Origin of the sequence: Anaeromyxobacter diazotrophicus, from assembly GCF_013340205.1 — a bacterium.
GTDB classification, from domain to species: Bacteria; Myxococcota; Myxococcia; order Myxococcales; family Anaeromyxobacteraceae; genus Anaeromyxobacter_A; species Anaeromyxobacter_A diazotrophicus.
Window position 1 is genome coordinate 76748 of record NZ_BJTG01000003.1, and the last position, 25790, is coordinate 102537.

The 25790-nt window shown below is 74.9% G+C and carries 27 protein-coding genes; 12 read left to right on the forward strand and 15 right to left on the reverse strand.

Going from position 1 to position 25790, the window contains the following annotated elements; translation table 11 throughout:
- Positions 1-75: 75 nt before the first annotated feature.
- Genes HWY08_RS06350 through HWY08_RS06365 form a run of 4 tightly spaced genes read right to left on the reverse strand, consistent with a single transcriptional unit; the run spans position 76 to position 2918 of the window.
- Positions 76-276 carry a hypothetical protein gene (locus tag HWY08_RS06350; protein ID WP_176064028.1) on the reverse strand — a complete coding sequence of 67 codons (201 nt, stop codon included), beginning with the start codon at positions 274-276 and terminating at the stop codon, positions 76-78.
- Between the two features lie 3 nt (positions 277-279).
- On the reverse strand, positions 280-1482 hold the full coding sequence (locus HWY08_RS06355) for a cache domain-containing protein (RefSeq protein WP_176064029.1): 1203 nt from the start codon (positions 1480-1482) through the stop codon (positions 280-282).
- Between the two features lie 52 nt (positions 1483-1534).
- Entirely contained in the window at positions 1535-2146 is a 612-nt protein-coding gene (locus HWY08_RS21810; RefSeq protein WP_176064030.1) for a roadblock/LC7 domain-containing protein, read from the reverse strand.
- Positions 2147-2180: 34 nt separating this feature from the next.
- Positions 2181-2918, reverse strand: a complete 738-nt coding sequence (locus HWY08_RS06365) for a DUF4388 domain-containing protein (protein WP_176064031.1) — start codon at positions 2916-2918, stop codon at positions 2181-2183.
- A 361-nt stretch (positions 2919-3279) separates the two neighbouring features.
- Between HWY08_RS06365 and HWY08_RS06370 the strand changes: the two genes are divergently transcribed.
- Genes HWY08_RS06370 through HWY08_RS06390 form a run of 5 tightly spaced genes read left to right on the forward strand, consistent with a single transcriptional unit; the run spans position 3280 to position 6558 of the window.
- Positions 3280-3507 (forward strand): sulfurtransferase TusA family protein, encoded by a 228-nt coding sequence (locus HWY08_RS06370; RefSeq protein ID WP_176064032.1) that lies wholly within the window; start codon positions 3280-3282, stop codon positions 3505-3507.
- Positions 3507-4112: a YeeE/YedE thiosulfate transporter family protein gene (locus tag HWY08_RS06375; RefSeq protein ID WP_176064033.1), complete on the forward strand. Its 606-nt coding sequence runs from the start codon at positions 3507-3509 to the stop codon at positions 4110-4112. The genes HWY08_RS06370 and HWY08_RS06375 overlap by 1 nt, the downstream gene beginning before the upstream one ends.
- Positions 4113-4123: 11 nt before the next feature.
- On the forward strand, positions 4124-4837 hold the full coding sequence (locus HWY08_RS06380; protein WP_176064034.1) for a YeeE/YedE thiosulfate transporter family protein: 714 nt from the start codon (positions 4124-4126) through the stop codon (positions 4835-4837).
- Between the two features lie 18 nt (positions 4838-4855).
- Complete coding sequence (locus HWY08_RS06385; protein ID WP_176064035.1) at positions 4856-5863, forward strand: NAD(P)/FAD-dependent oxidoreductase; 1008 nt, start codon at positions 4856-4858, stop codon at positions 5861-5863.
- Positions 5857-6558, forward strand: coding sequence for a hypothetical protein (locus HWY08_RS06390; RefSeq protein WP_176064036.1), 702 nt, complete (start codon positions 5857-5859; stop codon positions 6556-6558). The genes HWY08_RS06385 and HWY08_RS06390 overlap by 7 nt, the downstream gene beginning before the upstream one ends.
- Before the next feature lie 24 nt (positions 6559-6582).
- Here HWY08_RS06390 and HWY08_RS06395 read toward each other — a convergent pair whose 3' ends face one another.
- The 3 genes from HWY08_RS06395 to HWY08_RS06405 all read right to left on the reverse strand — a co-directional run bounded on the left by HWY08_RS06395 (position 6583) and on the right by HWY08_RS06405 (position 9311).
- Complete coding sequence (locus HWY08_RS06395) at positions 6583-7239, reverse strand: alpha-ketoglutarate-dependent dioxygenase AlkB (RefSeq protein WP_176064037.1); 657 nt, start codon at positions 7237-7239, stop codon at positions 6583-6585.
- Between the two features lie 67 nt (positions 7240-7306).
- Positions 7307-8827 (reverse strand): type IV pilus twitching motility protein PilT, encoded by a 1521-nt coding sequence (locus HWY08_RS06400; protein WP_176064038.1) that lies wholly within the window; start codon positions 8825-8827, stop codon positions 7307-7309.
- 1 nt (position 8828) lies between these two features.
- Positions 8829-9311 (reverse strand): hypothetical protein, encoded by a 483-nt coding sequence (locus HWY08_RS06405; RefSeq protein ID WP_176064039.1) that lies wholly within the window; start codon positions 9309-9311, stop codon positions 8829-8831.
- Between the two features lie 170 nt (positions 9312-9481).
- Here HWY08_RS06405 and HWY08_RS06410 point away from each other — a divergent pair, with 170 nt between their 5' ends.
- Both HWY08_RS06410 and HWY08_RS06415 read left to right on the forward strand, forming a co-directional pair.
- Positions 9482-10489 carry a lactate/malate family dehydrogenase gene (locus HWY08_RS06410; RefSeq protein ID WP_209005127.1) on the forward strand — a complete coding sequence of 336 codons (1008 nt, stop codon included), beginning with the start codon at positions 9482-9484 and terminating at the stop codon, positions 10487-10489.
- A gap of 32 nt (positions 10490-10521) precedes the next feature.
- Positions 10522-11181 (forward strand): tetratricopeptide repeat protein, encoded by a 660-nt coding sequence (locus HWY08_RS06415; protein ID WP_176064040.1) that lies wholly within the window; start codon positions 10522-10524, stop codon positions 11179-11181.
- Positions 11182-11192: 11 nt separating this feature from the next.
- On the opposite strand, the gene HWY08_RS06420 is transcribed toward HWY08_RS06415, so the two are convergent.
- Entirely contained in the window at positions 11193-12431 is a 1239-nt protein-coding gene (locus tag HWY08_RS06420; RefSeq protein WP_176064041.1) for a zinc ribbon domain-containing protein, read from the reverse strand.
- A gap of 66 nt (positions 12432-12497) precedes the next feature.
- A complete protein-coding gene (locus HWY08_RS06425) occupies positions 12498-14363 on the reverse strand; it encodes a mechanosensitive ion channel family protein (RefSeq protein ID WP_176064042.1) in 1866 nt (621 codons plus the stop codon).
- Positions 14364-14584: 221 nt separating this feature from the next.
- Here HWY08_RS06425 and HWY08_RS06430 point away from each other — a divergent pair, with 221 nt between their 5' ends.
- A complete protein-coding gene (locus HWY08_RS06430; RefSeq protein WP_176064043.1) occupies positions 14585-15058 on the forward strand; it encodes a periplasmic heavy metal sensor in 474 nt (157 codons plus the stop codon).
- Positions 15059-15111: 53 nt separating this feature from the next.
- On the opposite strand, the gene HWY08_RS06435 is transcribed toward HWY08_RS06430, so the two are convergent.
- Entirely contained in the window at positions 15112-15873 is a 762-nt protein-coding gene (locus HWY08_RS06435; RefSeq protein ID WP_176064044.1) for a Mut7-C RNAse domain-containing protein, read from the reverse strand.
- A complete protein-coding gene (locus HWY08_RS06440; protein ID WP_176064045.1) occupies positions 15873-16127 on the reverse strand; it encodes a CBS domain-containing protein in 255 nt (84 codons plus the stop codon). The genes HWY08_RS06435 and HWY08_RS06440 overlap by 1 nt, the downstream gene beginning before the upstream one ends.
- Before the next feature lie 489 nt (positions 16128-16616).
- Between HWY08_RS06440 and HWY08_RS06445 the strand changes: the two genes are divergently transcribed.
- Both HWY08_RS06445 and HWY08_RS06450 read left to right on the forward strand, forming a co-directional pair.
- Positions 16617-16829: a hypothetical protein gene (locus tag HWY08_RS06445; protein ID WP_176064046.1), complete on the forward strand. Its 213-nt coding sequence runs from the start codon at positions 16617-16619 to the stop codon at positions 16827-16829.
- Positions 16830-16874: 45 nt separating this feature from the next.
- Positions 16875-17516, forward strand: a complete 642-nt coding sequence (locus tag HWY08_RS06450; protein WP_176064047.1) for a pyridoxamine 5'-phosphate oxidase family protein — start codon at positions 16875-16877, stop codon at positions 17514-17516.
- Here the strand turns inward: HWY08_RS06450 and HWY08_RS06455 are convergent.
- On the reverse strand, positions 17476-18594 hold the full coding sequence (locus HWY08_RS06455; protein WP_176064048.1) for a metallophosphoesterase family protein: 1119 nt from the start codon (positions 18592-18594) through the stop codon (positions 17476-17478). The genes HWY08_RS06450 and HWY08_RS06455 overlap by 41 nt on opposite strands.
- 168 nt (positions 18595-18762) lie before the next feature.
- On the opposite strand from HWY08_RS06455, the gene HWY08_RS06460 reads away from it, so the two are divergent.
- Positions 18763-19455 carry a hypothetical protein gene (locus HWY08_RS06460; protein WP_176064049.1) on the forward strand — a complete coding sequence of 231 codons (693 nt, stop codon included), beginning with the start codon at positions 18763-18765 and terminating at the stop codon, positions 19453-19455.
- A gap of 21 nt (positions 19456-19476) precedes the next feature.
- Here the strand turns inward: HWY08_RS06460 and HWY08_RS06465 are convergent, their stop codons facing one another.
- The 3 genes from HWY08_RS06465 to HWY08_RS06475 form a co-directional block, all read right to left on the reverse strand.
- The gene (locus HWY08_RS06465; RefSeq protein WP_235969496.1) at positions 19477-20805 is read right to left on the reverse strand and encodes an NTP/NDP exchange transporter; all 1329 of its coding nucleotides are present in this window, start codon (positions 20803-20805) and stop codon (positions 19477-19479) included.
- The gene (locus HWY08_RS06470) at positions 20802-21854 is read right to left on the reverse strand and encodes an NADP-dependent oxidoreductase (protein WP_176064050.1); all 1053 of its coding nucleotides are present in this window, start codon (positions 21852-21854) and stop codon (positions 20802-20804) included. Before HWY08_RS06470 ends, HWY08_RS06465 begins: the two co-directional genes overlap by 4 nt.
- 139 nt (positions 21855-21993) lie before the next feature.
- Positions 21994-23382, reverse strand: a complete 1389-nt coding sequence (locus tag HWY08_RS06475) for a sigma-54 interaction domain-containing protein (protein ID WP_176064051.1) — start codon at positions 23380-23382, stop codon at positions 21994-21996.
- A gap of 141 nt (positions 23383-23523) precedes the next feature.
- Between HWY08_RS06475 and HWY08_RS06480 the strand changes: the two genes are divergently transcribed.
- The gene (locus HWY08_RS06480) at positions 23524-25788 is read left to right on the forward strand and encodes a 2-oxoacid:acceptor oxidoreductase family protein (RefSeq protein ID WP_176064052.1); all 2265 of its coding nucleotides are present in this window, start codon (positions 23524-23526) and stop codon (positions 25786-25788) included.
- Positions 25789-25790 lie beyond the last annotated feature (2 nt).

The following is a 25790-nucleotide window of genomic DNA, read 5'->3' on the forward strand; positions in this document are numbered from 1 at the left end:
GAAAAGCTCGAGCCCGGCGCCCGCGGAGGTTCCGCGGGAGCCGGGCTCGCGTGCAGCGCCGGGGCTGCGCCCCGGTCAGAGGTCGGTGTTGAGCACCGCCTTCACGGCGGCGGCCAGCTTCTCCAGCTTGCCGGCGTCGTCGGGCGTGGCCGGGTTCACGAGCGCGAGCAGGAGCCCGCTCTTGAGCGACAGCGCGCCCTTGATCTCGGACTCCTTGAGGTTCTTCTCGCGGATGATCTGCTCGACCTTCAGCTTCGCGTCATAGAGCTGGCCCATGGCTCACTTCCCCCCCCGGCCCGTGGTGCCCGTGGCCTTGTGTGCCTGCCCGATGAGCTCGACGAACAGCTGCCGGAACTGCTCGAACAGCGTCTCGAAGGCGCCGATCTCGTCGTCGGCCGACGGCACGATCTCGAGGTCGAACTCGCCGCCCACCACCCGCGTCGCCACCTGGATCATGTGCTGGAGCCGCTTGACGATGAGCACCTGGAAGACGAGGACGAAGAGGACGGCCAGGAGGACCATGAGGGCCGCCACCCCGAGCACCGCCTGGCGCTGCCCGGAGCGCATCTCGTCGTAGACCGCGGTGATGTCGCGGAGGACGAAGACCGCGCCCACCTTGGCGCCGGACACGTCGTGGATCGGGAACACGCCCCGGGCCAGCGTCTTGCCGCCCCTCGACAGGATCTCGAGCGGCACGCCCTCGTCCGGGAGGTCGGCGATCTTGCCGTTGTACTGGAAGATCTCGTTGTCGTCGGAGGTGTTGTCGGCGAGGAGGAGGTCGGGCATGTCGGCCCAGTTGTTGCGCTGGCCCGCCGTCGCCCGCAGGGTGGCCCACTTCTTCTCGTCCATCCGGCCCTTCGAGAGCAGGAGGCCGTAGTCGTCGCCGCTCACCTTCTTGATCTGGCCGAGGAAGCCGCCGATCTCCTTGCCGAGCTCGAGGTAGCCGATGGGGCGGCCGCCCTCCTCCACCGGCACCAGCACGCGCAGCACCATCCCGGTGAACCCGAGGTCGAGACCCGTCACCATGCGGCGCTCGCGGGCGACCCGCGCCAGCGTGACGCGCTCCACGAAGTCGCCGTGCATGTCGGGCGTGCCGACGCGGAGGACGTTGCGCAGGCCCTTGGCGTTCATGTCGCCGGCCTGCTCGGGCTCCCAGTAGTTCCAGTGCGTGATGCCGAAGCGGCCGCGCCAGTCGCGGTAGAGCGGCTGCGACAGCGTGAGCAGGCGCGCCGGATCGCGCGAGATCATCCCGGCCCGCACCTCCGGGTCGCGGGTCAGGGCGGAGATCGAGGCGGACATGAGCTCGGTGCTCGTCCGCTCGACCTCGGAGAACGCCACCGCGGCGCTCCGGATCGAGTCCTTGGTCAGGCGCTCGGCGTTCTGGTCGTAGATGCGGTTGAAGTACAGCACCAGCCCGATGGCGCCGAGGCTGAGCCCTCCGATGATCAGGAGGAGGATCTTGAATCTGATGGTCTTGATCATGCGTTCTCCGAAGCGGGGTGGAGCTCCTCTGGGTCAACGGCTGGGCTGGGCGTCAGGGCATCCCTTCCCACCAGCGCAGCCCGGAGGCCGAGGTGGTGGTCTCGTCCTGCTTGGCCTGCGGCTCGGCCGCGCTCGTCGCGGGCGCGGCGGCGCCGCCGGGGCGGGCCGCGGCGCCTCCCTCGGCCAGCCGGCGGCGCAGCTCGTCGAGCCCCTTGGTCGGGGCCGCGACGCGCCGCTTCGCTCCGGGAGCCGCCGCCTCCGGCGCGGGCGCGCTCGCGACCGGCGCCGGCGCAGCCGCCGGCGCGGGGGCGGGCGCGGCCGGGGTGGCCTGCCGGAGCTTGTCGAGCTTGGCGACCGCGGCGCCGAGCGACAGCGTCAGGAACTGCACGTTCGTCGTCTTGGTGCAGAGCACCGCCAGCATCGAGCCGCCGAACGGCTTCGCGAGGAGCCGCGCCTCCTTGAAGCGCACGTCGAGCAGCTCGGCCGTGTCGCTCGTCACCTCCAGGCCGACGGCGCCGTCCGCCAGCGCCCGGGCGGCGTCCTGGAGGGCCGCCACGTCGAAGAGGGGCGGGAAGACGTGGGCCGTGAGCTGGCCGTCGGGATCGCACACCAGGCTGCCGACCACGCCCGGGACCGAGTTGAGCTGCGAGAGGACCGTCTGCATGGGTGACCTCGGGATCGAGCGCCGCGGAGCGCGATCAGTGACCGGACGCGAGCAGCTTGAGGACCTCGGCCTCGACGGCGCCGAGCTCGCTCGTGCCCTCGGCGGTGACGCCCAGGTAGTGGTTCTTGCCGGCGAGCAGGAGCAGGTGCTGCCCCTTGCCGTGCAGCGCCATCGAGCGGATGTCGCCGGCGCCGAGGCTGGCGCCGAGCCGCGAGCCCATGAGCGCGAGGTAGGCCGCGCGGCCGGCGAGGGTGGCGCCCTCGAAGCTGCCGTCCTCGACGCAGGCGCCGTCCTTGCCGAGCAGCACGGCGTAGCTCACGCCGGCCGCGCCCTTCACGCGCTCGACCACGGTGGCGGCCGCCGTCCTGGCCGGCGCGGGCGCGGCCGCGGCCGCGGCCGGCGCGACGGGCGCGGGCGCCGCCGGACGCCCGGCGCGGCGCTCGTCCATGAGGCGGTGCGCCTCCATCAGGATGAACGTCGTGCTCTTCTCGACCGAGTGGCTGGTGGTGGAGACGTTGGGCTCGAGGCTGAAGTGGCCCGACCGCCACTCCATGATGTCGTAGAACGCCTCCTCGCCGAGCTTGCCGCCCTGCTCGGCGTGGATGACCTTCCCCTCGCGGAAGAAGATCCGGCCGGTGCGATCGCCCTGCTGAACGGTGATGCAGCCCGAGAACCCGTTGTTCCCGTTGAGCTGGATGACGTCGGACAGCTCCAGCCCGGTCACGTCCCCTCGAAAGCCCTGGGGCTCGCCTGCCGACTCGATTGGCATCATGGTGCCTTTTCCTGGTGCGGGGAGCCGGGACGCATTGAAGCGAGCGGTCCCTTGGGGACGGTACGTTCGCACCACCGGAGCGGCCGCGCAAGGCGCAATAGAGCGCGCCTGGATTGAAAACTATTGCGATAGCGGATGGTTCCGGCGAACACGCACATTGAGGTGCGCGCGGGTGGTTCTTTGTGCGCCTCCGCGAACTGACGTTTACTGTCTGTCGATGTGAGCGACGCCCCCACGTGCCGATCGTCGCCGGTCACTCACCGTGAATACGTGTCCCTTGGTCGCGGTGGGTGTCGTTGACTTCGGATCCGGCACCCAGCAAACTCGCCCCGACTCGATCGACGCACGCGAGGTGCACACCATGGCGGAGAAGACGCTCGATTGCCTCGGCGAAGCCTGCCCCGTCCCGCTCATCCGGACGCAGCGCGCGCTGGCGGACCTGGCGGTGGGCGACGTGCTGGTGGTGCAGATCGACCACTCCTGCGCGATGAAGAACATCCCGGAGTGGGCCGAGAAGAGCGGCCACGACTACGAGATCCAGGAAGTGGACGACGGGCAGTGGGAGATCGCCATCGAGAAGGCGAGCTGATGGCGCCCCCCGCGGAAGGCCAGGCCGGCGGCGCGTTTCCCCACGCCGTGACCGCCGCAGCGCCGCCGCTCCGGTGGCGCGATCGCGAGACCTACAAGACCCTCTTCGTCCACCCGTGGACCTACACGGCCGGGGCGGTGATCCTGGCGCTGCTCAACATCGCGCTGCTCGCCGCCACCGGGAAGGCCTGGGGCGTCACCACCTCGCTCGCCTACTGGGGGAGCTGGGCCTGGGAGGCGCTCGGGGGCGATCCGCACCGGTGGGCGTACTTCGCGGAGGTGAAGCCGGCCTTCAACGCGCCGGGGTTCAACCTGCTCAAGGACGCCGGCTCCCTCACCAACCTCGGCATCGTCGCCGGGGCGCTGCTCTCCGTCCTGCTCGCCGGGCAGTTCCGGGTGAAGCGCCTCAAGTCGCGGCGGCAGATCGCGGCGGCCGTCCTCGGCGGGCTGGTGATGGGCCTCGGGGCGCGCATCGCGTTCGGCTGCAACATCGGCGACCTGTTCACGGCGGTGCCCTCGATGTCGCTTCACGGCTGGGTGTTCATGGTCTCCATCTTCCTCGGCGCCATGGCCGGCTCGAAGCTCCTCATCAAGTACTTCATCTGACGGAGCGCTCCATGACCGTGGCCGCAGAGCTGCGCAGCGATGACGTCCGCCGCCCTCTCCGGGCTCCCTCGCCGCGGAAGGAGCGGGCGAGCCAGCTGCCCTACGCGGTGGCCCTCGTTGCCGCCGTGGTGGCGGTGGGCTACTGGCTGGGCGGCCCGGCCGGCTCGCCGAGGTCGGGCTTCGTGTGGGCCATCGGGATCGCGCTGGGGCTCACGCTGCAGCGCTCGAGGTTCTGCTTCACCGCCTCCATGCGCGACCCGGTGCTGACCGGCAGCACCAGCCTCACCAAGGCCGTCGTCGCCGGTTTGGCGGTGGGGACGGTCGGCTTCGCGGCCCTGCAGCTCGGGGCCTACTTCAAGGCGGGGCAGCTCGCCGACGCGATGAAGCTCGCCGGCCTCGAGCCGGTCGGGCTGCACACCGTGGTGGGCGGCGTCCTCTTCGGGATCGGCGCGGTGATCGCGGGCGGCTGCGCCTCCGGGACGTTGATGCGCATGGGCGAGGGCTTCCTCCAGCAGTGGCTGGTGTTCCCGTTCTTCGTCCTCGGCTCGGCGCTCGGCGCCGCGACCTGGCCGTTCTGGAAGACCGCCCTCCGCGTGGACGCGAAGGGCGGCGTCTACCTGCCCGCGGCGCTCGGCGGGTTCGTGCCGGCGCTGGTGGTGCAGTTCGGGCTGCTGCTCGGGGTGTGGCTCCTGGCCGACTGGTGGGGACGGCGGAGCGCCAGGTGAAGCTGGGGTAAGGACGCCATGGCGCTCGAGAAGGAACGGCAGGATTACGAGGTGGTGGTCGTCGGCGGAGGCCCGGCCGGGCTGACCGCCGCGCTCTACGCGGCCCGCGCCCGGCGCAAGACGCTGCTCCTGGAGAAGGGCCTGCTCGGCGGGCTCGCCACCTCCACCAGCGAGGTCTGCAACTATCCGGGGTTCCCGGAGGACATCAGCGGGCTCGAGCTGATGAAGCGGTTCGAGGCCCAGGCGCGGCGCTTCGGGGTGGAGATCAAGAACGCGCCGGTGAAGAAGCTCAACCTGGCCGGCGCGGACAAGGTCGTCGAGACCTTCCGCACCGCGTACCACGCGCGGGCGGTCGTGCTCGCCACCGGCGGCAAGCCGCGCCTGCTGGGCGTCCCGGGCGAGGAGGCGTTCCTCTACGACAAGGGGATCTCCTTCTGCGCCACCTGCGACGCCGCCCAGTGCACCGGCAAGACCGTGCTGGTGGTCGGCTCGGGCGACGCGGCCCTGGAGGAGGGGAGCTTCCTCACCCGCTACGCGCGCAAGGTGATCGTCTCCGTCCGGCACGAGGAGGGGCGCGTCCGGGCTCAGCCCGCCGCGCGCGAGGAGGCGCTCGGGAACCCGAAGATGGAGTTCCGCTGGAACACCGTCGTGGACCACTTCGAGGGCGACGGGCGGCTCGAGACCGCCGTGCTCCGGGACACGCGCAACGGGGCGCTCGTGCCGCTCGCCGTGGACCGCTGCTTCTACTTCATCGGCCACCTGCCGGCGACCGCCCTCTTCGCCGGGCAGGTGGCGCTCTCCGAGCAAGGGTACGTCCGCACCGACGCGCGGATGCGGACGAGCCTGGAGGGGGTCTTCGCCGCCGGCGACGTCCGCGACACGAGCCTGCGGCAGATCGCGACCGCGGTGGGCGACGGCGCCGTCGCCGGCTCGGAAGCCCAGCGCTACCTCACCGACCGTGATAGCCTCCCGGCGCGCGCTGCTCCGCTACCCCGCGCGTCTCTCGAGGAGGAACTGCCATGCTGACGTACCTCGCCGCCGGCCTCGCGCTGGCCGTCGCCGCGGGCGGTGACGCCCCGTCCGTCCAGCTCGGCAAGGCCGCGGCCGCCGCGCGGGCCGCCCGGGCCGAGGGCGACCTGTGCGTCGCCGCCTGCCCGCCCATGCCCGCCGCGCCCACCTCCGACTGGCTCCGCTCGCCGGAGGGGCGCAAGGTCAACGCCTGCCCGATGAGCTGCCGGATGGACCTCGCGGCGTCGGCGCTCTTCCGCAGCCTCGCCGACCTGGCGACGAGCCCGAAGCCGGACCCCGAGGCGCCGGTCATCAAGGCGGCCGGGAAGGACGGCCCGGAGCTCCTGAAGCGCCTGCGGCTCGCGCTGCGCGAGGCGGAGGGCCAGCGGCTCGGGCCGCTCTGCGCCAGGGCCCGCGCCTCCGTGCGCCCTCCCGACGAGGTGGTCTTCGTCGAGTGCACGGGACGCGCCGCCCCCGCGACGGCGGGTGAGGGGCTCACGCCCCCGGACGCAGGCCGCGCCCCGCGCTGCGCCGCCGCCTTCGCGGAGCGCGAGCTCGCGTGGCTGAAGCGCTGCGGCAGCGCCGAGGCGAGGACCGACCTCGACGCGTGCGTCGAGCAGGCGGTCGCCGCGCGCCGGGTGTCGGCCGCCGCCGCCCGGGAGAAGTGCGAGAACGACGCGGTGGAGCGGCTCGCCGCGCACGGCCACTCCTAGGCGAGGCCGTCCCGGGCCGCGCCGTCACCGGGGGGCGGGCGGCGCGGTCCGCTTCCCGGCGTAGGCGCGCGGGTCGAGCGCGTAGCGGAAGGCGATGCTGATGCGCGGCCCGGCGCGCGCGACCTTGGGCACCGCGTGGTCCCAGGCGCGGTGCGTGGCGCCGCCGGTGACGAGCAGGTCGCCGCGCCCGAGGTACAACGCGCGCGAGCGGCCGCCGCCCTTCGGTCGGAGCAGGAACTTGCGCGGCTCTCCCAGCGAGACGAGCGGGATGATCGGCTCGGCGACCTCCGCCCGGATCCGGTCGCCGTGCCAGGCGACGCTGTCCTGGCCGTCGCGGTAGAGGTTGAAGCCCGCCGAGTCGAACGTGACGCCGTAGCGCGCCCCGAGGCAGCGGCGCATCGCCTCCACCAGCGCGGGCTCGAGCGGCCGGCCCGAGGCGAGGCTCCAGGGCGAGGTGAGGCGGGGCTCCCGGACGCGGCGGTCGTACATCCAGCGCGTCCGCTCGCCCCAGGAGCGCGCCGCCAGCACCTCGGCGAAGAGGCGATCCGACCCGCTCACCCAGCCCGGCAGGTAGTCGAGCCAGCTCGCCTCGTCGAGCTGGAGGCGGACGAGGCCGCCGAAGCCGGGGTCGAACGCCGGCGCGGCGGCGTCGAAGAGCGTGGGCTGGAAGGGGAGCTCCACCGCCCTCCCATAACGGCGCGCGCGCCACGCCGGCGCGGGCGGGCCGGCGGCCGGGCGCTCCCCCGCGTCACGCCAGCGGGAACCCCGCCCGCTCGAGCAGCCCCTTCAGCTCGGCCTTGGCGACCGCCTTGCGGTACGCCTCGGCCGGCTCGACCACCTTGCGCTTCACGAGGTCGAGCAGGCCGTCGTTGAGGGTGGCCATCCCCTGGCCACGCCCCGTCTGCATGACCGAGGCGATCTGGAAGGTCTTCCCCTCGCGGATGAGGTTCGACACGCTCGGCGGGCAGAGCAGGATCTCCTGCGCGGCCGCGCGGCCCCCACCGATCTTCTTGCAGAGCGTCTGCGAGATGACGCCCTTGAGCGACTCGGACAGCATCATCCGGATCTGCTCCTGCCGGTCGGCGGGGAACTGGTCGATGATCCGGTCGACGGTGGAGGGGGCGGTGTTGGTGTGCAGGGTGCCGAAGACGAGGTGCCCGGTCTCGGCGGTCTCGATGGCGATGGCGATGGTCTCGAGGTCGCGCAGCTCGCCCACCAGGATGATGTCGGGATCCTCCCGCAGCGCCGCGCGCAGCGCGCGCTTGAACGACTGCGTGTGCGTCCCCACCTCGCGCTGGTTCACGATGCAGCGCTTGTTCGGGTGGACGAACTCGATGGGGTCCTCGATGGTGATGATGTGGTCGTCGCGGTTGCGGTTGACGTGGTCGATGAGCGCCGCCAGCGTGGTCGACTTGCCCGAGCCGGTGGGGCCGGTCACGAGCACGAGCCCCTTCGACAGGTGGCACAGCTCGAGGACGGCGGGCGGGACGCCGAGCGCCTCCGCCGAGGGGATCTCGTGCGGGATGAGCCGGAACACCGCCCCGAGGCCGTTCCGGTCGGCGAAGACGTTGGCGCGGAAGCGCCCCGCCGCCGTCTGGTGGGCGAAGTCGGTGTCGTGGACCTGCTCCCACTCCTCGCGGTTCTTGGCCGGCGCGATCGACCAGACGAGCTCGGCGAGGCGCGCCGCCGGGAGCGGCCCGTAGTCGGCGAGCGGGACCACGTCGCCGTCGAGCCGCAGGCAGGGGACTCCGTCCGAGCTCAGGTGCAGGTCGGAGGCGCCGCGCGCCGGGAGCGCGGCCAGGAGCGCCTCGAGGGCGGCCCGCGGGTCGGCGGGGCGCTCGATGGGGGTGGGCGGCGCCGCCGGCGCGGGGGCGGGCACGGGCGTGAGCGCCGGTCCTGCCTGCGCCGTGGGGACCTCCGCCGGAGACGCTGCCGGGAGCTCCGCCGCCGCCGGGGCGGGCCGCGGCTCCCGGGCGAGCTCGAGCGAGGCCCGCAGCGCGTCGTCGTGCACCTCGACGCGGACGTCCACCAGGCCCGCCGGCGCCGCGTAGGTGAAGTCGAAGGGCCGGGCGGCGCCCAGGCTGGCCCGCAGCGCCGGCGGGACCACCTCCTGCAGCGCGCTCACGATCTGCCGGGTGGTGAGCGCCTGGTGGACGAGCCGCTGCGCGCCGCTCGAGGTCTCGAGCCGGACGCCGCCGCCCGTCTCCAGCACGAGCTGCGCCCCCGGGATCGCGGCCATCCGGTCGATGAGGACGTCGAGCCTCGCCATCTCAGCGCTCCAGGAGATCGATGCGGCGGACGTGCCGCTTGTGGACGAAGCGGATGATCGCCCCGTCGCTCGCGTGCACCGGCAGGAACTGGCCGACGCCGTTGAGGAAGTCGATGGGCCGGGCGCGTTCGGGCGGGAGCACGTAGCTCAGGTGCCCACACAGGCGCTGCCCGTCCACGAGCGTGATCTCGACCGCGACCTCGGTCGGAAAGCCGAGGTCGTCGAGGGCCGCGCCCTCGGCGTCGGCGTCGGCTGCCGCCTCGGCCACCACCACCGCCGCGCGGCTGATGAAGGCGACCGCCCCGCTCTCCAGCTCGACGGCGGGCAGGAAGGTGCCCTCCTCCTCGAGCAGCTCGCCCAGCCGCTCGTCGCCGGAGCGCCCGGGACCCGCGTCGGTCAGGAACAGGCCGACCCGGACGGCCCCACCGCCCGCGAGCGTGAGCGAGACCGGCACGCGCCGCTTTGGCACCTTGAGCTCGTCCACGCTCGCGCCACGAGAGCAGGGCGCGTGCCAACCTCCCTCCGGCCGGAACCGGCCGCGCCCCGGGCCTCCCCGCGCGCGGTGACGCCGGACCGCGTGGCTCGGCGCCGACCCACGGGTGAGCGCGGCGCCGCGGCCGCGCCCCGCCGCGCCGGCTGCCCGCCGGTGATCCGGTGCCCATCTTCCCGGTGTGCGGCGCGCTGCCCGGGTCGCCGGGGGAGGGGCACATGAAGGTCGGGGTGGTCGGCGCGGGGGCGGTCGGCTCGGCCTGTGCCTTCGCGCTGACGCTGCGCGGCGTCGCGCGCGAGATCGTACTCGTGGACCGCACCCGCAAGCGCGCCCGCGCGGTGGCGGCCGACCTCTCCTACGGCGCGCCGCTGACCGGGCGCGTGGTGCTCCGCGACGGCGACTACCCCGATCTGGCCGGCGCCGAGGTGGTGCTCATCACGGTGGGCGTGAACGAGAAGACGGGGGGCGCCACCGATCGCTCCGACCCGCAGGGGCGCCTCCGGCTGCTCGACACGAACGCCGGGATCTACCGCGAGCTGGTCCCGAAGGTGGCGGCCGCGGCGCGCGGGGCGGTGCTCCTCGTGGTCACCGACCCGCCCGATCCGCTGGCCGACCTGGCGCGCCTCGCCGCGGGCCACCACCGCGTCCTCAGCACCGGCACCTTCCTCGACAGCCTGCGGTTCCGCGTTCACCTCGCGGCGGCGCTCGACGTCGATCCGGCCGCGGTGGAGGCGCAGATCCTGGGCGAGCACGGCACCTCGGAGGTGTTCGTCTGGTCCGGCGTGCGCGTCGCCGGCGTGCCGCTCGCGGACGTGCTCTCGGCGCGCGGCCTCTCGCGCGCGGCGTGCGTCGAGGCGGTGGAGCGGGAGGTGCGCTACGCGAACATCGCCATCATCGAGGGGAACCAGGCGAGCCAGTACGGGATCGGCGTCGTCTCGGCCCGGCTCTCCGAGATGATCCTGCGCGACGAGCACGGGGTGGTCCCGGTGGGCGCCTACAGCGAGCGGTTCGGCGTGACGCTCTCGCTGCCGTCCATCCTGGGCCGGCAGGGCGTGAAGGAGGTGCTCCACCCACCGCTCACCGCCGAGGAGGAGCAGGGCCTGGAGCGGAGCGCGGCGACGCTCCGGGAGGCGGGGGCGCGGATCGGGGTGGGAGCGGCCGCGCCGGGCTGACCGCCGCGCCTCCGAGGCGCTAACATCGGGCCGTGCCGTTCTGGAGACGCCGCCCGAAGACGCGCGCCGAGGTGATCGGCGCCGGCGATCGCGCCCGGGCCCGGGGCCGCCTGGAGGCGGCGGCGGCCGCCTACCAGCAGGCGCTCGCGGAGCACGGCCCCGACCCGCGCGTCCACGGGAAGCTCGCGCCGGTGCTCATGCTCCTCAAGGACCGCGCCGGCGCGGCGGCGAGCTTCCGCAGCGCGGCCGAGGGCCACCTGGCGGCCGGCTTCCTGGATCGGGCGCTCGCCGTGTACGTGCAGGCGCGCCAGGCGCTCCCCCTGGAGCCGGAGTTCCACAGCGAGGCCGCCCGCATCCACCTCCTGCGCGGCCGGCGCATCGACGCCGCCGCCGCGCTCGCGCGCGGAGGCCGGACCCTGGCCAGGAGCGATCCCCCGGCCGCCGCCGAGATGCTCCGCGGCGCGCTCGCGCTCCAGCCGGCGAACCTGGACGCGGTGCTGGCGCTCGCGCCGCTGCTGCGCCGGGAGCGCCGGGAGAAGGAGGCGCTGGCGCTGCTCGCGCAGGTCGAGCCGGGCGCGCGCGGGCCGGCGCTCCGGCGCGTCCGCTGGGCGGTCTTCCGGCTGGCGCCGGGCGCCCGCACCGGCTGGCGCCTCCTGGCGGCGTGCGTCGCGCCGGGCGCGGCCGGCCGCTGAGGGCTGCGGCCTCAGGCGAGCCCGGGGTCGCCCGCGGGCGCCGCGGCGGGGCGCTCCCGGCCGCACTCCCGGCAGTACCTCGCCTCGACGTGCGCGAGGCCGCCGCACCCGGCGCAGGCCGTGAACTGCGCGGCGCCGCAGCAGACGCACGCCCTCGCCCCCGGCGGCAGGGCCTTCCCGCAGGCCTGGCACTGCCCCTTCGCGATCCGCCGCTCGAGGAGCCGCTCCCGTGAGAAGACCTTGCGCTGCACCACGTGGACCGCCAGCAGGGCGACGGCCACCGCGAGCGCGATCACGAGGTAGTGCCAGATCGCGACCAGGTTCCAGGCTTCGAGCAGCTCGAAGATGGCCTGGAGCAGCCGCTTCGGGATGACCTCGTAGGCCGCCTCGAAGAGCTCGATCAGGATCGGGATGGAGACCACGGCCAGCAGGTGCGCCGACACGAGCGTCTGGACCCCGCGCCGGCGCCGCAGGCTGACGGCGTTCCAGGCGTAGAACGCCGCGAAGAGCGGCAGCAGGAACGCGAGCTGCATCGCGAGCCGCCGCACCGGGAACCAGGCGACGAGCCGCCGCAGATCGGACGAGAGCCGGTCCCGCTCCGCGGGGCCGACGCCGTCGAGCCGGCTCCACAGCGCCGCGACGCGCGGTGAGCCGTCCAGCGCCGTGTCGGCCGTCGCGAGCCGGGCCCGGGCCCCTTCCAGCGCGGCCGTCTTCCGCCGCAGCTCCAGGCGCAGGGCCGCCACGTCCGGGCCGCCCTCCTCCTTCGCGACCTTCGCGAGGAGCGCGGTGTCGTAAGCCGCCTTCGGCCCGGCGAGCGCGAGCTCGAGGTCGCGGCTCTCGCCGCGCAGCTGACGGTGGAGCTCGAGCAGCCGGCGGAGCTCCGGGTCGCGCTGGATCGCCTCCAGCGGCTCCAGGACGGCCGCGCAGAGCGGGTGGAGGGCCTTGCGGCGCTCCGCCGGTCGCAGGTCGCTCGCCGCGTCGCGGTGTGCGCCGTCGGCGAGCCGATCGAGCCGGGTCGCCGGGGTCCAGCTCCTCTCGAGGACGAGGTCCCGGCAGGCCGACGGGACGCGGTCCCACGGCGAGGCGAGCTGGCGCGTGTGCGCGTCGAGCCCGTCGAGGACCGAGACCAAGATGAACGCGTCGAGGAGGAGGAGGACGACCAGCGCGGCCCGGTGCAGCGGCTGCCCATCGCCGACCTGGGCGAGGCTCCTGCGGATCGCGCGGACCTTCGAGCGGAGCGTCGAGAGCATGGCGGGAGGCTCTCACGCGCCGTCGGCGCGGGCAACGTGGTCCGCGTGAGCTCGCGATCCGCGGACTCAGGCGGCGTCCGCTCCCCGGCCGGGCTTGCCGTGCAGGAGCGCCACCACCTCGCGGTAGAGCCGGCGGCGCGCCTCGTGCCGCTCGGGGGCGCGGGTGACGTACCGGACGTTGATCTCGATCCCGCTGGCGGTGGGGACCATCGTGAACCCCGGGACCGCCGAGAAGGTCTTCACCCGGTAACCGGAGGCCGTGCGCCACTCCTGCTCGGCGAGCTTCGCGTTGGCGGCGGTCTCGCGCTCCACCAGCTTCTGGACGCCGTCGAGGACCGGGTAGGGGTCCTGGCCGAGCGGCACGAGGACCCGCAGCTCGTCCCACATCCACTGGCCCGAGCTGGAGAAGTTGAAGTAGTGGCCCTCGATCGCGAAGCTGTTCACGAACGAGACGCGCCGGCCGGTCGGGTGGCCGGCGTCGACCCAGGCCCCGGTCTCGAGCAGCACCGTGTGGAAGAGGCCGATCTCGACCACCTCGCCGCCGACGCCCTTGATCTCCACCCAGTCGCCGACGCGGATGCCGTTCTTCCTCATCAGCACGAACCAGCCGAAGAAGGCGACGATGAAGTCCTTCATCGCCACGGTGAGGCCGGCGCCGGCGAGGCCGAGGATGGTGGTGACCTGCCCCGGGACGCCGATGACGACGAACAGGATCACGAGCGCGCCCACCACCTGGACCGCGAACTTCACCACCGTCCGCAGCGTCCCCACCCGAGCCTGCTCGCGCGCGACCCCCTCGTAGAAGCGGTCGACGAGGCGGAGCGCGAGGAAGGTCGCGAGGAGCACCAGCGCGATGGCGAGCAGGCCCTCGAGGAGGCGGTGGAGCGCCTTCCGGGCGTAGCCGTCGCCCAGCGCCCCCCAGCTCGCGTAGACCTGCGCCAGCGCCTCCTGGTCCTGGATGCGCCGGCCGATGGTGGTGAGCCGCCGCTCGCCGTCGGCGAGCTGCTTCAGCGACTGGATCGCGGCCTGCGCCTCCTCGGACGAGGCGCCGCCCGCCGCGGCGGCGCGCTGCGCGAAGCTCGCCGCCGCGCGCTTCGCCGCGGCGCGCGCCTGCTCGGCCTCCTGGAGCTGCTGCGCGATGATCGCGCGCCGCTTCGTCTGGCGCTGCACCCGGTCCCGGGCGTCGCGCTCCGCCTCCGCGAGCTGCCCCCGCTTGGCGCGGAGCGCGCTCCAGGCGCGCCAGCGCCCCACCAGGCTCTCGCTGGAGGGGGCGGCGCCCGCTGCCGCCGCCCCCGCCGCCGGCGGCGCAGCCGCCGGGTGGACCTCCTTCTGCGCCGCGTCGTGGATGGCCTTGAGCCGCTTGATCTGCGCCTGCGGGTCGCCGCCGGCCCGCTCCAGCGCCTCCGACGCCAGGTCGAGCTCGTCCTGGTCGAGCTCCTGCTGCGCCTTCGCCACCTCGACGAGATCCGCGAGGCGCCCGTCCGCGTCGCCCCGGGCGGCCTGCTCCGTGAGCCGCTGGATGCGCGCCGCGCCCGCCGCCACCGCCGCCTGCGCCTTCTGCTTGGCCTCGGCCAGCGCCTTCAGCGCCGGGGTCTGCTCGGGCTTCTCGTCCGCCGCCTGCCGGAACGCGTCCGCGAACGCGAGGTCCACCGCGTGGTCGGCCAGGCTCTCCGCCTGGTGCGCCAGCTCCTGCTCCTCGGGCGTGACCGCCAGGGCGGCCAGCCGGTGCGCGGTGAGGAGCGGCCCGGTGTCCACCCGCCGCCAGCGGCGCGCGGGCGGGGCCGCCCCCGGGCGCGCCGGCTGGGCGGGCTGGGCGGCGGGCGTGGCGTCCGCGGCGGGGGGTGGCAGATCGCGCGTCTGGACGAGGCCGGCCACCGCCGCCAGCACCAGCGCGACGAACAGCAGCCCGGGGAGCCATCGGCGGAGTTTCATGGGCGCAGCACACCACGAAAGCGGCGCGCGTCCCAGGGGCAGCTCGGGAGGCCTCCCCGCCGCCGGCCACCGCGCCGCGCCCGCTGGCCTGCTCGGGCGTCGCGGCAGACTTCCGTGCGCCGGGTGCGCATTCGCAGTATCCTCGAGGCTGCGCGAGGCATGGTGCCCGCGCGTTTCACGTCCCGCCGGGAGCGACCAGCCCTGGCGAAAGGAGAGCAGCGATGTTCCCACACATGATGGGTGGGTGGTGGCACGCCCACAGGCGCAGCTGCGGTGAAGGCTTCCCCGGCGGCCACGGGCGCGGGTTCGGCATGCACGGCGGAGGAGGCCACCACGGCCACGGCGACGACGGAGGTCCGTTCGGCGTGCGCCGCCCGCTCCGCTACCTCGCCCACCACCTCGGGCTGGACGAGCAGCAGACGGCCGAGCTGGCCCGCGTCCTCGACGAGCTCAAGACGGAGCGCGCCCAGGTCACGGTCGACGAGCGGCGGGCGGTCTCTGCGTTCGCGGACGCGCTCGCGGCGGACGCGCTCGACGCTGCGAAGCTCGGGGAGGCGGCGTCGTCGCGCGTGCGCAGCGCCGAGCGGCTCCGCGACGCCGTGGTGACGGCGCTGGGGCGCATCCACGCGCTCCTCGACGCCGAGCAGCGGAAGCAGCTCGCCTTCCTGGTCCGGACCGGCGCCGTCCAGTTCTGATCGCCCCGCAGCTTGGTCACGGCCCTCGCGGCGCGCCTCGCGCCGCGAGGGCCTCAAGGCCCGGCCAGCGCCGGCGCGCCGCGCAGGATCTCCCGCACGAGCTGCTCCATCCGCCGGTGGTGCGAGCCCGCCCAGTACACCCGCCCGCACGACGCGCAGCGGTGGAAGTCCTCGTGCTGCTCACGGACCCCCGGCGGGAGCTCCGCGGCGACCTCCTCCTTCCTGACCGCCGCGAGGCGGCCGTTGCAGCAGAGGCAGCGGCTGAACGGAGCGGCCGAGCGGGCGAGGTCGAGCCGCCCGGCCACCTCGGCCAGCTGCCGCTGGGGGTCGACCTCACGGACCCGATGCCCGTGCGTGACGATCCGCCGCTTCAGCAGACCGGCGTCGCGGGTGAGGAGGATCCGGTGCTCGGCGGCCGAGACGCGCGCGAGCTCCTCGTCGCCGGCCTCGCGATCCCAGCGCGCGTCGAACCCGAGCATCCTCAGGTAGCGCGCCAGGCGCCCGAGGTGCACGTCGAGCACGAACCGGAGCTCGCGCAACGGCGCCGGCCGGACGCGCGTGACCGGCGCGATGTCGATGGCCTCGAACACGGGGTAGACGCTCACCCGCGCGCCGTCGCGGACGATCCAGGAGAAGTCGACCGACGCTCCGTCGGCCAGGATGAGGTCGATCGCGGTGTGAGGGACGCCGAGCGACTCGACGACGTCCTTCACCGACGGCCCGCCCTGGAAGGCGTGGCGGAGCTCGACCCCTCGCCGCCCGGGAGGCAGGAAGTCGCCGAGCTCCGCGTAGAACCGGAACCAGGCGTGGCGCATCAGTGCATCGGCGCCTGATCGCTCTTCACCTCGGTGAGCGTCCGGCCGGTCGTCTCCTCGCTCTCCGCCTGCGCGAGATCCTGCAGGCTGATCACGCCCTTCAGCTTGCCCTGGTCGTCGCACACCATGACCCGCGAGACGCGGCCCTCGCGCATGAGGCGCTCGGCGTCCGAGACGTCGTCCCCGACCCGACAGCTGATGATGTCGCGGGTGACGAACCCCTCAACCGTGCGGTCCGCCGGCGCCGGACGCAAGAGAGGCGGCGGCGAGGGCGGCCCGCTCCCGCCACCCGCCCGCGGCGGGAAGCTGCCTGGGAACGCCCGCTCGCGAGGTCGGCCGCCGATCCGATCCTGAGCGAGTCTTGAGCGAGGTGCTCGAAGCCCTGCTCAACCGCTGCGCGGGGAGGTCTGCCCTCGCCGCTGGAGGTGGAGCCCGCGCCGAGCGGGCCGGGCTGGCGCGCCAGCTGCAACGGTCCGGCAGCGGAGGAACACCATGGGAAAGACCGGCGTGGCGACCGCGCGCGTGCGGAGCGAGATGTACCGGGAGAGGCAGCACGGAGAGGCGCCGCCGCCGAGCGCGTCGCCGAGGGTGTCGCACGAGGGGGAGGGCGGGGCCGATCGCAGGACCCCCGAGGACGAGGCTGCCGAGCGGCGCCGCGAGTCCTGAGGAGGCGCGGGCACGTCCCCGCCCTTGCGCCGCGCCGGCCGCGAGGGCCTGTCAGAGGGGGCTGGTAAGCTCGGAAGATGAGTGGCGACACGCGTTCGAAGCCTGCAGCGAGCAGCACCAGCACCGTCGGCACCGTCGAGGCGCCCGCCGATCGCCGGGACGTCACGAAGAAGAAGGTGATCGAGCGGCTGAAGGCGCTCGCGCCGTCGCTCCTGGCGTCGGGCGCGCTCCTCGACGCGCGGCCCTCTTCGCTCGAGCCGCCGCTGCCGCGCGACGCGCGCAAGAAGTAGACGGCGGGCTTCCGCGCGGGTGGGCGGTAGGGCACGCTGAGGGGCATGAGGCACGAGCACCACTTCCGCATGTCGCCCGAGGACGCGCTCGCCCTGCTGGCGCGCGCCCCCCTGGTCCACCTCGCCACCACCACCCCCGCCGGCGCCCCGGTGCTGCGCGCGCTCGACTTCGCGCTGGTGGACGGCGCGGTGACCTTCCACGGCGCGCGCACCGGCGAGAAGGCCGCCTGCGTCGGGCGCCCGGCGGTGGTCGCCGCCGAGGAGCTCGTGGCGCGGCTGCCGTCGTACTTCGTGGATCCCGAGCGCGCCTGCCCCGCGAGCACGCTCTACCGCAGCGTCCAGGTCCACGGGAGGCTGGAAGAGGTGACCGATCCCGTCGAGCAGGCGCGGGCGCTCACGGCGCTCATGGCCCGCTGGCAACCCGAGGGCGGGTTCCGGCCCATCGACCCGCGGGATCCGCACTACGCGAGCGCGCTGCGCGGGGTGATGGTCCTGCGCCTGCGGGTCGAGCGCGTCGACGGGAAGGCCAAGCTCGGGCAGAACCGCACGCCGGAGCAGCGGCGCGCCCTCGTGGAGGGCCTGCGGCGGCGAGGCGCGCCCGGCGACGCCGAGGCGATCGAGGCGATCCTGGCGGCCTGCGGCGAGCTCAGCTCGGCCGCACCGTCCCCGCCTCGTCCACGCACATGAGCGCGACGGCGGGCGCGCCCGCGGCGTCTGCCTCCACCTCGAGGAAGGTCACCGGCAGGCCGTCATCCGGGTAGAACGACCCCGCGTTGAACACCTCGAGGCCGTGGCGCCGCGTCCGGCCCCTTCCCTGCCGGTGGGTGTGCCCGAACACGAACCAGCGCGGGATGGGGTCGCAGCCGCAGAACCGCTCCAGGTACCACTCGACGTTCTCGAGCTGATGCGGAGTGATGGCCTTCCCGCGCAGCGAGGCCTCGCGCCGGAAGAACAGCCGGGTGAGCCACCCGCCGAGCGTGCTGGCCACCTTGCGGAGCTTGTTCGCCCACCCGCCGGGGCCGACCAGCACGCTGATGAGCCGGCTCGTGCCGCGCGTGAACGACACGGCGTTCGCGACCGTCTGGTACTGCGCCGTCTCGATGACGATGCGGCGCACCGTGCGCTGCAGCTCGGCGGGATCGGTCACGCCGCGCAGCTGCTCCGAGAGGTCGTTCCCGCGGGTCTGCGAGGGGTCGAGGTAGTGGCCGTGCGTGAAGAGCATGGTCCCGTGCGGCCCGAACGACACCTCGTGGTTGGGGTAGGTGACGTGGACGCGGTCCTTCACGCCGAACGACGCGAACACCCCCGCCAGGAAGGACGCGTCCCCCGGCCACGCGTGCTTCAGCAGCGGAGTCTGCACCGAGCCCATCCGGTCGCCGCGGGCGAGGACCTCCTGGCAGGCGACCTGGGTCGCGAGCAGGTCCCAGATCTTGTAGTCGTGGTTGCCGGGCACGTAGACCCAGCGCGCCGCCAGGTCGGCGAGGCCGCGCGGCGACCCCAGCTCCCGCATCGCCCGATCGAGCATCGCGAGGAAGTCCCGGAACCCGAGCAGCGGCGCGCGCAGATCGCGCCACGCGCCGCCCTCGAGGGCCTGCGTCAGCGTGGAGAGGTTCACGTCGAGGAGGTCGCCGGTGAGGACGATCTCCTCGTAGGGCGCGCGCGTGGCCAGGTGGCGGGCGAGCGCCTGGCTCGTGCGCGGATCGTTGATCGAGCTCTCGGGCGTCCCGAAGTGCACGTCGCTGAGCACGAGGTACCGAGCGGCCATGGCACGGCATCCTACCCGCGCGGTCCGACGGGCGGAGAAGACGCAGCTTCACACTTCGACACGGCCCCTTCACGCCAGCTTCTTTGACGGGCGGTAAGCGAGGACGCAGCGCTCGTCCACCTGGCGCGGTGACGCGCCGGGCCTTATCGCCTCGGAGCCGGAGTCCTCATGCGCCGCCTCGTCCTCGCACTCCTCCTCGCCGCCGCGCCCGCGCTGGGCCTGACCCAGCCGGCGGATCCCGGCGCGCCGCCGCCTGCTCCTGCTCCCGCTCCGCCCGAGGGGGCGCCGCCGGCGGCCCAGCCGGCCACGCCGCAGCCTCCGGCGCCTCCGCCGCCCCCGGCGCAGGTGACCTCGCCTCCCGAGGTCGCGCCGCCCCCCGCGGCCGCGCCGCAGCCGGCCGCCGGGCCCCCCGGCCAGTGGGTCTACACGGACCAGTACGGCTGGCTGTGGATGCCCTACGGGCGGGCGTACACGTACATCCCCGGGGACCCGCAGGTGTTCCCCGACGCGTACGTCTATTACCCGGCGTACGGCTGGCGGTGGGTCGTCGCGCCCTGGATCTACGGCTACGGCCCGGCGCCGTACTGGGGCGCGCTCGGGCCTCGCCCCTTCGTCTGGTACTCCCGGCCCTGGTTCCGCGTCGGCGGCTACTGGGGCTGGGGCGGCTACCGCGGCTGGGGGCACTACCGCGGGTGGATCGGCCCCCGGGCCTGGGGTGCGCGCGGGTGGGCCGGCGCGCCGGCGTACTACCGCAGCGGCGTCGGCGGCCCGCACCCGGCCCACGTCTTCCGCGCCGCGCCGGCGCGCCACGGCGGCGAGCACGAGCGGGGCCGCGGCGAGCGGCGCGAGCACGGCCGCTGAGCCGGTCGCCGGCGGCCGGCGCTACCCCGCCGCCCCAGCGCGCCGCCGCTGCTCGCGGCCGAGGTACACCCCGAGCGCGAGCCAGACCAGGCTGAGCGGCACGCTCACCCACGAGGTGCCGGCGACGCCCAGCCCCAGGCCCGCCAGCCCCGCGTAGAGCCAGCCGCTCAGCATGTCGCCGCCGCGGAACACCACCGTGTCGATGAAGTTCTTCGACTTGTAGCGCTCCTCCCGGCTGACGACCGTGAAGAGGAGCTCGCGCGAGGGGCGCAGGATGGCGTACTGGGCCGCGCGCCGGAGCCCCTGGAACGGCGCCAGGACGACCAGCGCCGGCGAGACGCCCAGCACCGCGTACCCGGCGGCGGTGAGGGCCGGCGCGATCCCCAGCCCCACCGCCACGCCGAGCCGCTTCAGCACCTGGCCGGTGACGAGCGTCTGCAGGAGCAGCGTGCAGACGTTGACGACGAGGTCGATGCGGGCGAAGAGCGCGGTCCTGGCGCCGCGGTCGCTCGTCGCCGCCGCCACCAGGTGCGCCTGCTGGAAGTAGAGGAAGGTGTTCGCGACCGTGAGCAGCAGGATGTAGAGCGCGGAGGCGAGCAGGTACGGCGAGGCGAGCACCGGCCGGATGCCGCTCCACACCGTCCCGCCCACCGCCTGCTCGCGGTCGGCGGTCGCGGCGGCGCCGCGCCGGGCCGCGCCGGCCCGCGCCCAGCGCTCGAGCAGGACGACGCAGGCGACCGACACCTCGAGCAGCAGCGCCGAGGCGAGCAGGAGGTTCGCGCCGCCGAGCGGCCTCGCCAGCCAGGAGGTGACGAGCGGGCCGGCGAGCGCGCCGAGCCCGCCACCGGCGGAGATGAAGCCGAAGAGCCGCTTCCCCTGCTCGCTCGTGAACACGTCCGTCATGAAGCTCCAGAAGACGGAGGTGACGAACAGGTTGTAGACGGCGGCCCAGACGTAGAACGCGAACGGCACCCAGCCCTTGCCCAGCTCCAGCTTCCAGAGCGCGCAGAAGAGGACGAGGTCGAGCGCGAAGAAGTGGTAGGCCCAGGTGATGAGCCGGTGCCGCGGCCAGCGCGACGCCAGCCACCCGAAGAGCGGCGAGGCCACCGCCATCGCGACGAAGGTCCCGGTGAAGAGCACCGGCAGCTTGTCGACCCCGCGCGAGATCCCCATCTCGTCGCGGATCGGCCGCAGCACGTAGTACCCGCACAGCAGGGCGAAGAAGTAGGCGAACGAGAGCGCGAGCGCGCCGAGCTCGCCGGCGCGCACGTCGACGGCGCGCCGGAGGAGGCCGGCGCGCGCGGGCGCCCCGGCGGCGTCGCCCTCCGGCGGCACGCGGGCGCCGCTCAAGGGATCACGACGATCGCGATCTTGCCGCGCACCGCGCCGCCGCCGCGCTCCTTGTCCTCGAACGCCTCCCGGACGCGATCGAGCGGGTAGGCGCGGTCGACGTGCGGCGTCACGATGCCGGCCTCGACCAGGCGGGCGAGCGTCTCGAGCGACGCCGTGTCCATCCGGGTGTTCTCGTCCACGGCGGTCACGCCGTAGCGCTCCGGGAGGTCGCTCGGCGGCGGGTGCGTCATCGAGACGAGGATCCCGCCGCGCCGCAGCACCTTGAACGAGCGCGCCCAGGTGTCGCCGCCGACGGTGTCGAAGGCGGCGTCGTACCCGGAGAGCAGCTCGTCGAACCGCTGGCTGCGGTAGTCGATCACCTCGTCCGCCCCGAGCTCCTTCGCGAAGGCGAGGCCGCCGCCGGTCGCGGTGGTGGCGACGTGCGCGCCGGCGTTCTTCGCGATCTGGATCGCGACGCTCCCGATGCCGCCGCCGCCGCCGTGGACGAGGACCTTCTGACCCGGCAGCACCTTCAGGTACTCGACCACCGCCTGGAGCGCGCTCACGCCGACGAGCGGCAGCGAGGCCGCGTCGGTGAAGCCGACGTTCCGCGGCTTCCGCGCGAGGCGCGCGGCGGGCGCGACCGCGTACTCCGCGAAGGCGCCCGAGCCGCCGGTGGTGACGGCCGCCTGCCCGTACACCTCGTCGCCGACCCGCAGGGAGCCGACCCCCGCGCCGAGCCGCTTCACCACCCCGGCCACGTCGTACCCGAGGGTCACCGGCAGGCTGAGCGGGAAGCGCTGCTGCCGCGAGCCCTCGCGGATGTAGGTGTCCACCGGGTTGAGGCTCGACGCGTGCACCTCGAGCAGGACCTGCCCCGGCCCCGGCGCGGGGACGTCCACCTCGGTCACCGCGATGGCGTCGGGGTGCCCGTAGCTCGCGATCCGCGCCGCCTTCATGCGCGCGGGCAGCGCCGGCGCCGCGGCGGGAGCGCCGCCGGGCCGCACGGCCTGCGCCTCGTGCTGACAGCCGGCCGCCGCCGCGGCGAGCAGCGCGACCGCGAGCACCCGCCTCCCACCCCGAAGCAGCGAACCCGGCGCGACCTCCATGCGAACGGCTCCTCCTGCGCGGGGCGCCCGCGCCGGGACGCTGTAAGTGGGCGCCGGCCGCGCCGCCAAGAAAGCGGCCCGTCGCCGCGCGGGCAGGTCAGCCGAGCCGGTGCCGCTTCAGCTTGTAGTAGAGGTTCCGGACGGTGATCCCGAGCGCCCGCGCCGTCGCCTCGCGGTTGCCGCCGTGCCGCGCGAGCTGCGCGCGCAGGAGCTGCCGCTCCCAGGCGGCCCGCAGCTCCGGCAGCCCGCGCGGCCTCCCGGGGGCGGCGTCGCCGTCCTCCGGCCCGGCGCCCAGATCCTCGAGCGCGAGGTCGGCCGCGCAGAGCACGCCGGCGTCGGGCGGCTTGTCGATGAGCCCGCGGCGCAGGACGTTCTCGAGCTCGCGGACGTTCCCTCTCCAGGGCGAGGTGGCGAGCAGGGCGAGGGCGTCCGGCGCCAGCTCCACCGGCGCCACCCGGTACTCGGCGCAGATCCGCGCCAGCAGCGCGCGCGAGAGGGGCAGGAGGTCCTCCCGGCGCTCCCGCAGGCTCGGCACGCGGATGGGCATCACGCTCAGGCGGTAGAAGAGGTCCTGCCGGAACGTCCCCCGGTCGATGGCGGCCTCCAGGTCCGCGTTGGTGGCGGCGATGAGCCGCACGTCCACCCGCACCGGCTTGCTGCTCCCGACCCGCAGGATCTCCCGCTCCTGCAGCGCGCGCAGGAGCTTCGCCTGCAGCGCCAGCGGCGCCTCCGCGATCTCGTCGAGGAACAAGGTGCCGCCGTCCGCCTCCTCGAAGTGCCCCTTCTGCCCGTGGGCGCGCGCGCCGGTGAAGGCGCCGCCCTGGTAGCCGAACAGCGAGGACTCGAGGAGCCCCTCGGGGATGGCCGCGCAGTTCACGCGGACGAGGGGTCCGTCGCGCCGGTCGCTCGCGCCGTGGATGGCGTGGGCGAAGAGCTCCTTGCCCGTCCCGCTCTCGCCGAGCAGGAGCACGGTGGCCGGGGTCGCGGCCGCCCTCCGCGCCAGCTCCTTGGTGCGGGAGATGGCCGGGCCGTCGCCGACGATCTCGTCGAACGAGCGGCGCGGGTCGAGCTTGCGCAAGAGCTGCTTCGCCGAGGCGAGCTCGTCGGAGAGCCGCCGGATCTCGGAGACCTCGTGGATGACGCCCACGCTCCCCCGCAGCTCGCCCCCCACCAGCAGCGGCGCGGCGTTGACGATCACCTCCCGCGCGTGCGGGCCGACCCGGAGGCGCGCCCCCCGGATCGCCTGGCGCGTGCGCAGCACGCGCAGGTGCACGCTCTCGCCCTCGGCGATGTCGGCGGTGACCGGACGGCCGATCACCTGCGCCTCCTCGAGCCCCATGAGCCGCGTGTAGGCCGGGTTCACGAGGATCGTGTTCCCCTGCGCGTCGGCGATGGAGATCGCCTCCTGCGAGCAGCGGATGATCGCCTCGGAGAGCTCGCGGAGCGCCTCGAGCTGCGCCCGCGAGGTGGAAGCGGCGATCGGCATGAGGGGCCTCCGGGAACCGGGACTGAAAGAACTAGCATGAAAGACCTTTCAGCCGCGCCCCCCGGCCGGTCCTCAACCTGCCGCCGTTCCAGGGCGCGGGCCGGGAGGAGCCCGGGCGCGCGACTTGCTCGTCTCGCCGGCATGCAGGAGCGCTCCCCCACGGTCGCCACCGGCGCGCTGGCGCCGCCCATCGAGATCCGGGTGCACGGGCGCGGCGGCCAGGGGGCGGTCACCTGCGCGAAGCTCCTCGCGCGCATGTACGCGGAGCAGGGGCTCCACGTGCAGACCTTCGGCGACTACGGCTCGGAGCGGGCCGGCGCCCCGGTGCGCGCCTTCACCCGCGTGGACACCGCGCCGGTCGCCAACCGCAACAAGGTCTACCACCCGCACCACCTGCTCGTGCTCGACACGGCGCTCCTCGGCGACGACGTCCTGGACGGCGCCGCGCGCGAGGCGGTGCTGCTCGTGAACAGCGCCCGCGGGCTCGGGGCCTTCGGCGAGCGGCACCGCGCCTTCCGCGTCGCCGCCGTGGACGCCACCGCCGTCGCGCGCCGCCACGGCATCGGCTCGGCCGCCCTCGTCATCGTGAACACCACCGTCGCCGGCGCCTACGCGCGCGTGGTCGGCCTGCCGTGGGAGGTGGTGGAGCGGGCGTACCGGGCGCTGGAGCTGGACGGCGATCTCCCCGCCGCGCGCGAGGCGTACGAGGCGGTGGTGGTGCGCGCCCCCGAGCCCGGCGCCGCCGCGCCGGCGCCGCGCGCCCTGGCCGCGCCCGCGCCGCCCGTGATCGGCCTCGCCGAGCTGGCGGAGGACCTGCCCACCCGGCTCCCGACCGGCACCTGGCGGACGCAGCGGCCGCGCTACCGGACGCACCTCGCGCCCTGCAACGCGGCCTGCCCGGCGGGCAACGACGTGGTCGGCTTCGTCGGGGCGCTCCGGACCGGCGGCGTCGAGGCGGCGGCGCGGCTCCTCCTCGCGACCCAGCCCTTGCCGTCCGTCTGCGGACGGGTCTGCCCGGCGCCGTGCATGGCGGCGTGCAACCGCGCCGCCTACGACGGCGCGGTGAACGTCCGCGCGCTGGAGCGCTGGATCGGCGACCACCTCGGCGCGGCGCCGGAGCGTCCGCCGGACGCGGCGCGGCCGCGGCGGTTCGCGGTGGTCGGGAGCGGGCCCGCCGGGCTCTCCGCCGCCTTCGCGCTCCGCACGGCCGGGCACGCGGTCACGATCCTGGAGGCGGCGCCGCGCCTGGGCGGCGTCCTGCGCAACGGGATCCCCGCCTACCGGCTGCCGCACGACGTCCTCGACCGCGACCTGGCCCGCCTGCTGGCGCTGGGCGTGGACGCGCGCTGCGGCTACGCGGTGGACGCGGCGGCGGTGCGGGAGCTCGCCGCCGGCCACGACGCGGTGATCCTGGCCGCGGGCCGGCAGCGCGCGAGCGACCTCGAGGTGCCCGGCCGGTCGCTGCCGGGCGTGGTGGACGGGCTCGGCTTCCTCGACGGGGTGAAGAACGGCGGCGGCCGCGCCCTCGGCGGCCACGTGGTGGTGGTGGGCGGCGGCAACACCGCGGTGGACTGCGCCCGGACGGCGCTCCGCTGCGGCGCGGAGCGGGTGACGCTCGTCTACCGGCGCGGGCGCGCCGAGCTCCCCGCCATCGCGAGCGAGATCGACGAGGCGGCCGCGGAGGGGATCGCGCTGCTCCTCCACCGGCAGCCCGTCGCCTTCACCGGGGACGACCAGGTCGAGGGCGTGGTCCTGGCCGAGGTCGAGGCGGGGGCGCCGGACGCGAGCGGCCGGCGCCGCCCGGTGGTCACCGATCGCACCGCCGTCCTCGCCTGCGACGGCGTGCTCCTCGCGCTCGGCCAGGCCGCCGACCTGGGCCTCCTCCCGGCGGGCTGGGCGGTGCGCGAGGGCCGCGCCTTCGACGGCGACCGGCCGACGAACGTGTGGCTGGCGGGGGACCTCGACACCGGCGAGGGGACGGTGACGCACGCGGTGGGGAACGGCCGGCGCGTCGCCGGGCGCGCGCTCTGCGCCGCGGAGGGCCGCCCGGCGCCGGCCGAGCCCGCGGCGCCGCTCGAGGAGCGGGTCGCGCCGGCGCACGTGCGCTTCAGCCACTTCGAGGTGGCGCCGCCGCGGCTCGAGCGGCACGCCGCCGCGGAGGTGCGCGCGCGGGGGTTCGAGGAGGTGAGCCGCGGGCTCGACGACGCCGCGGAGGCCGAGCGCTGCTTCTCCTGCGGGCGCTGCACGCGCTGCGACACGTGCCTCCTCTCGTGCCCCGAGGGCGTGGTGAGCCGCAGCGGCGACGGCTACGCGGTGGACGAGGCCTTCTGCAAGGGGTGCGGCATGTGCGTGGCGGAGTGCCCGCGGCGGGCGATGGAGATGACGCTCGACCTGGGGGCGGGGTGAAC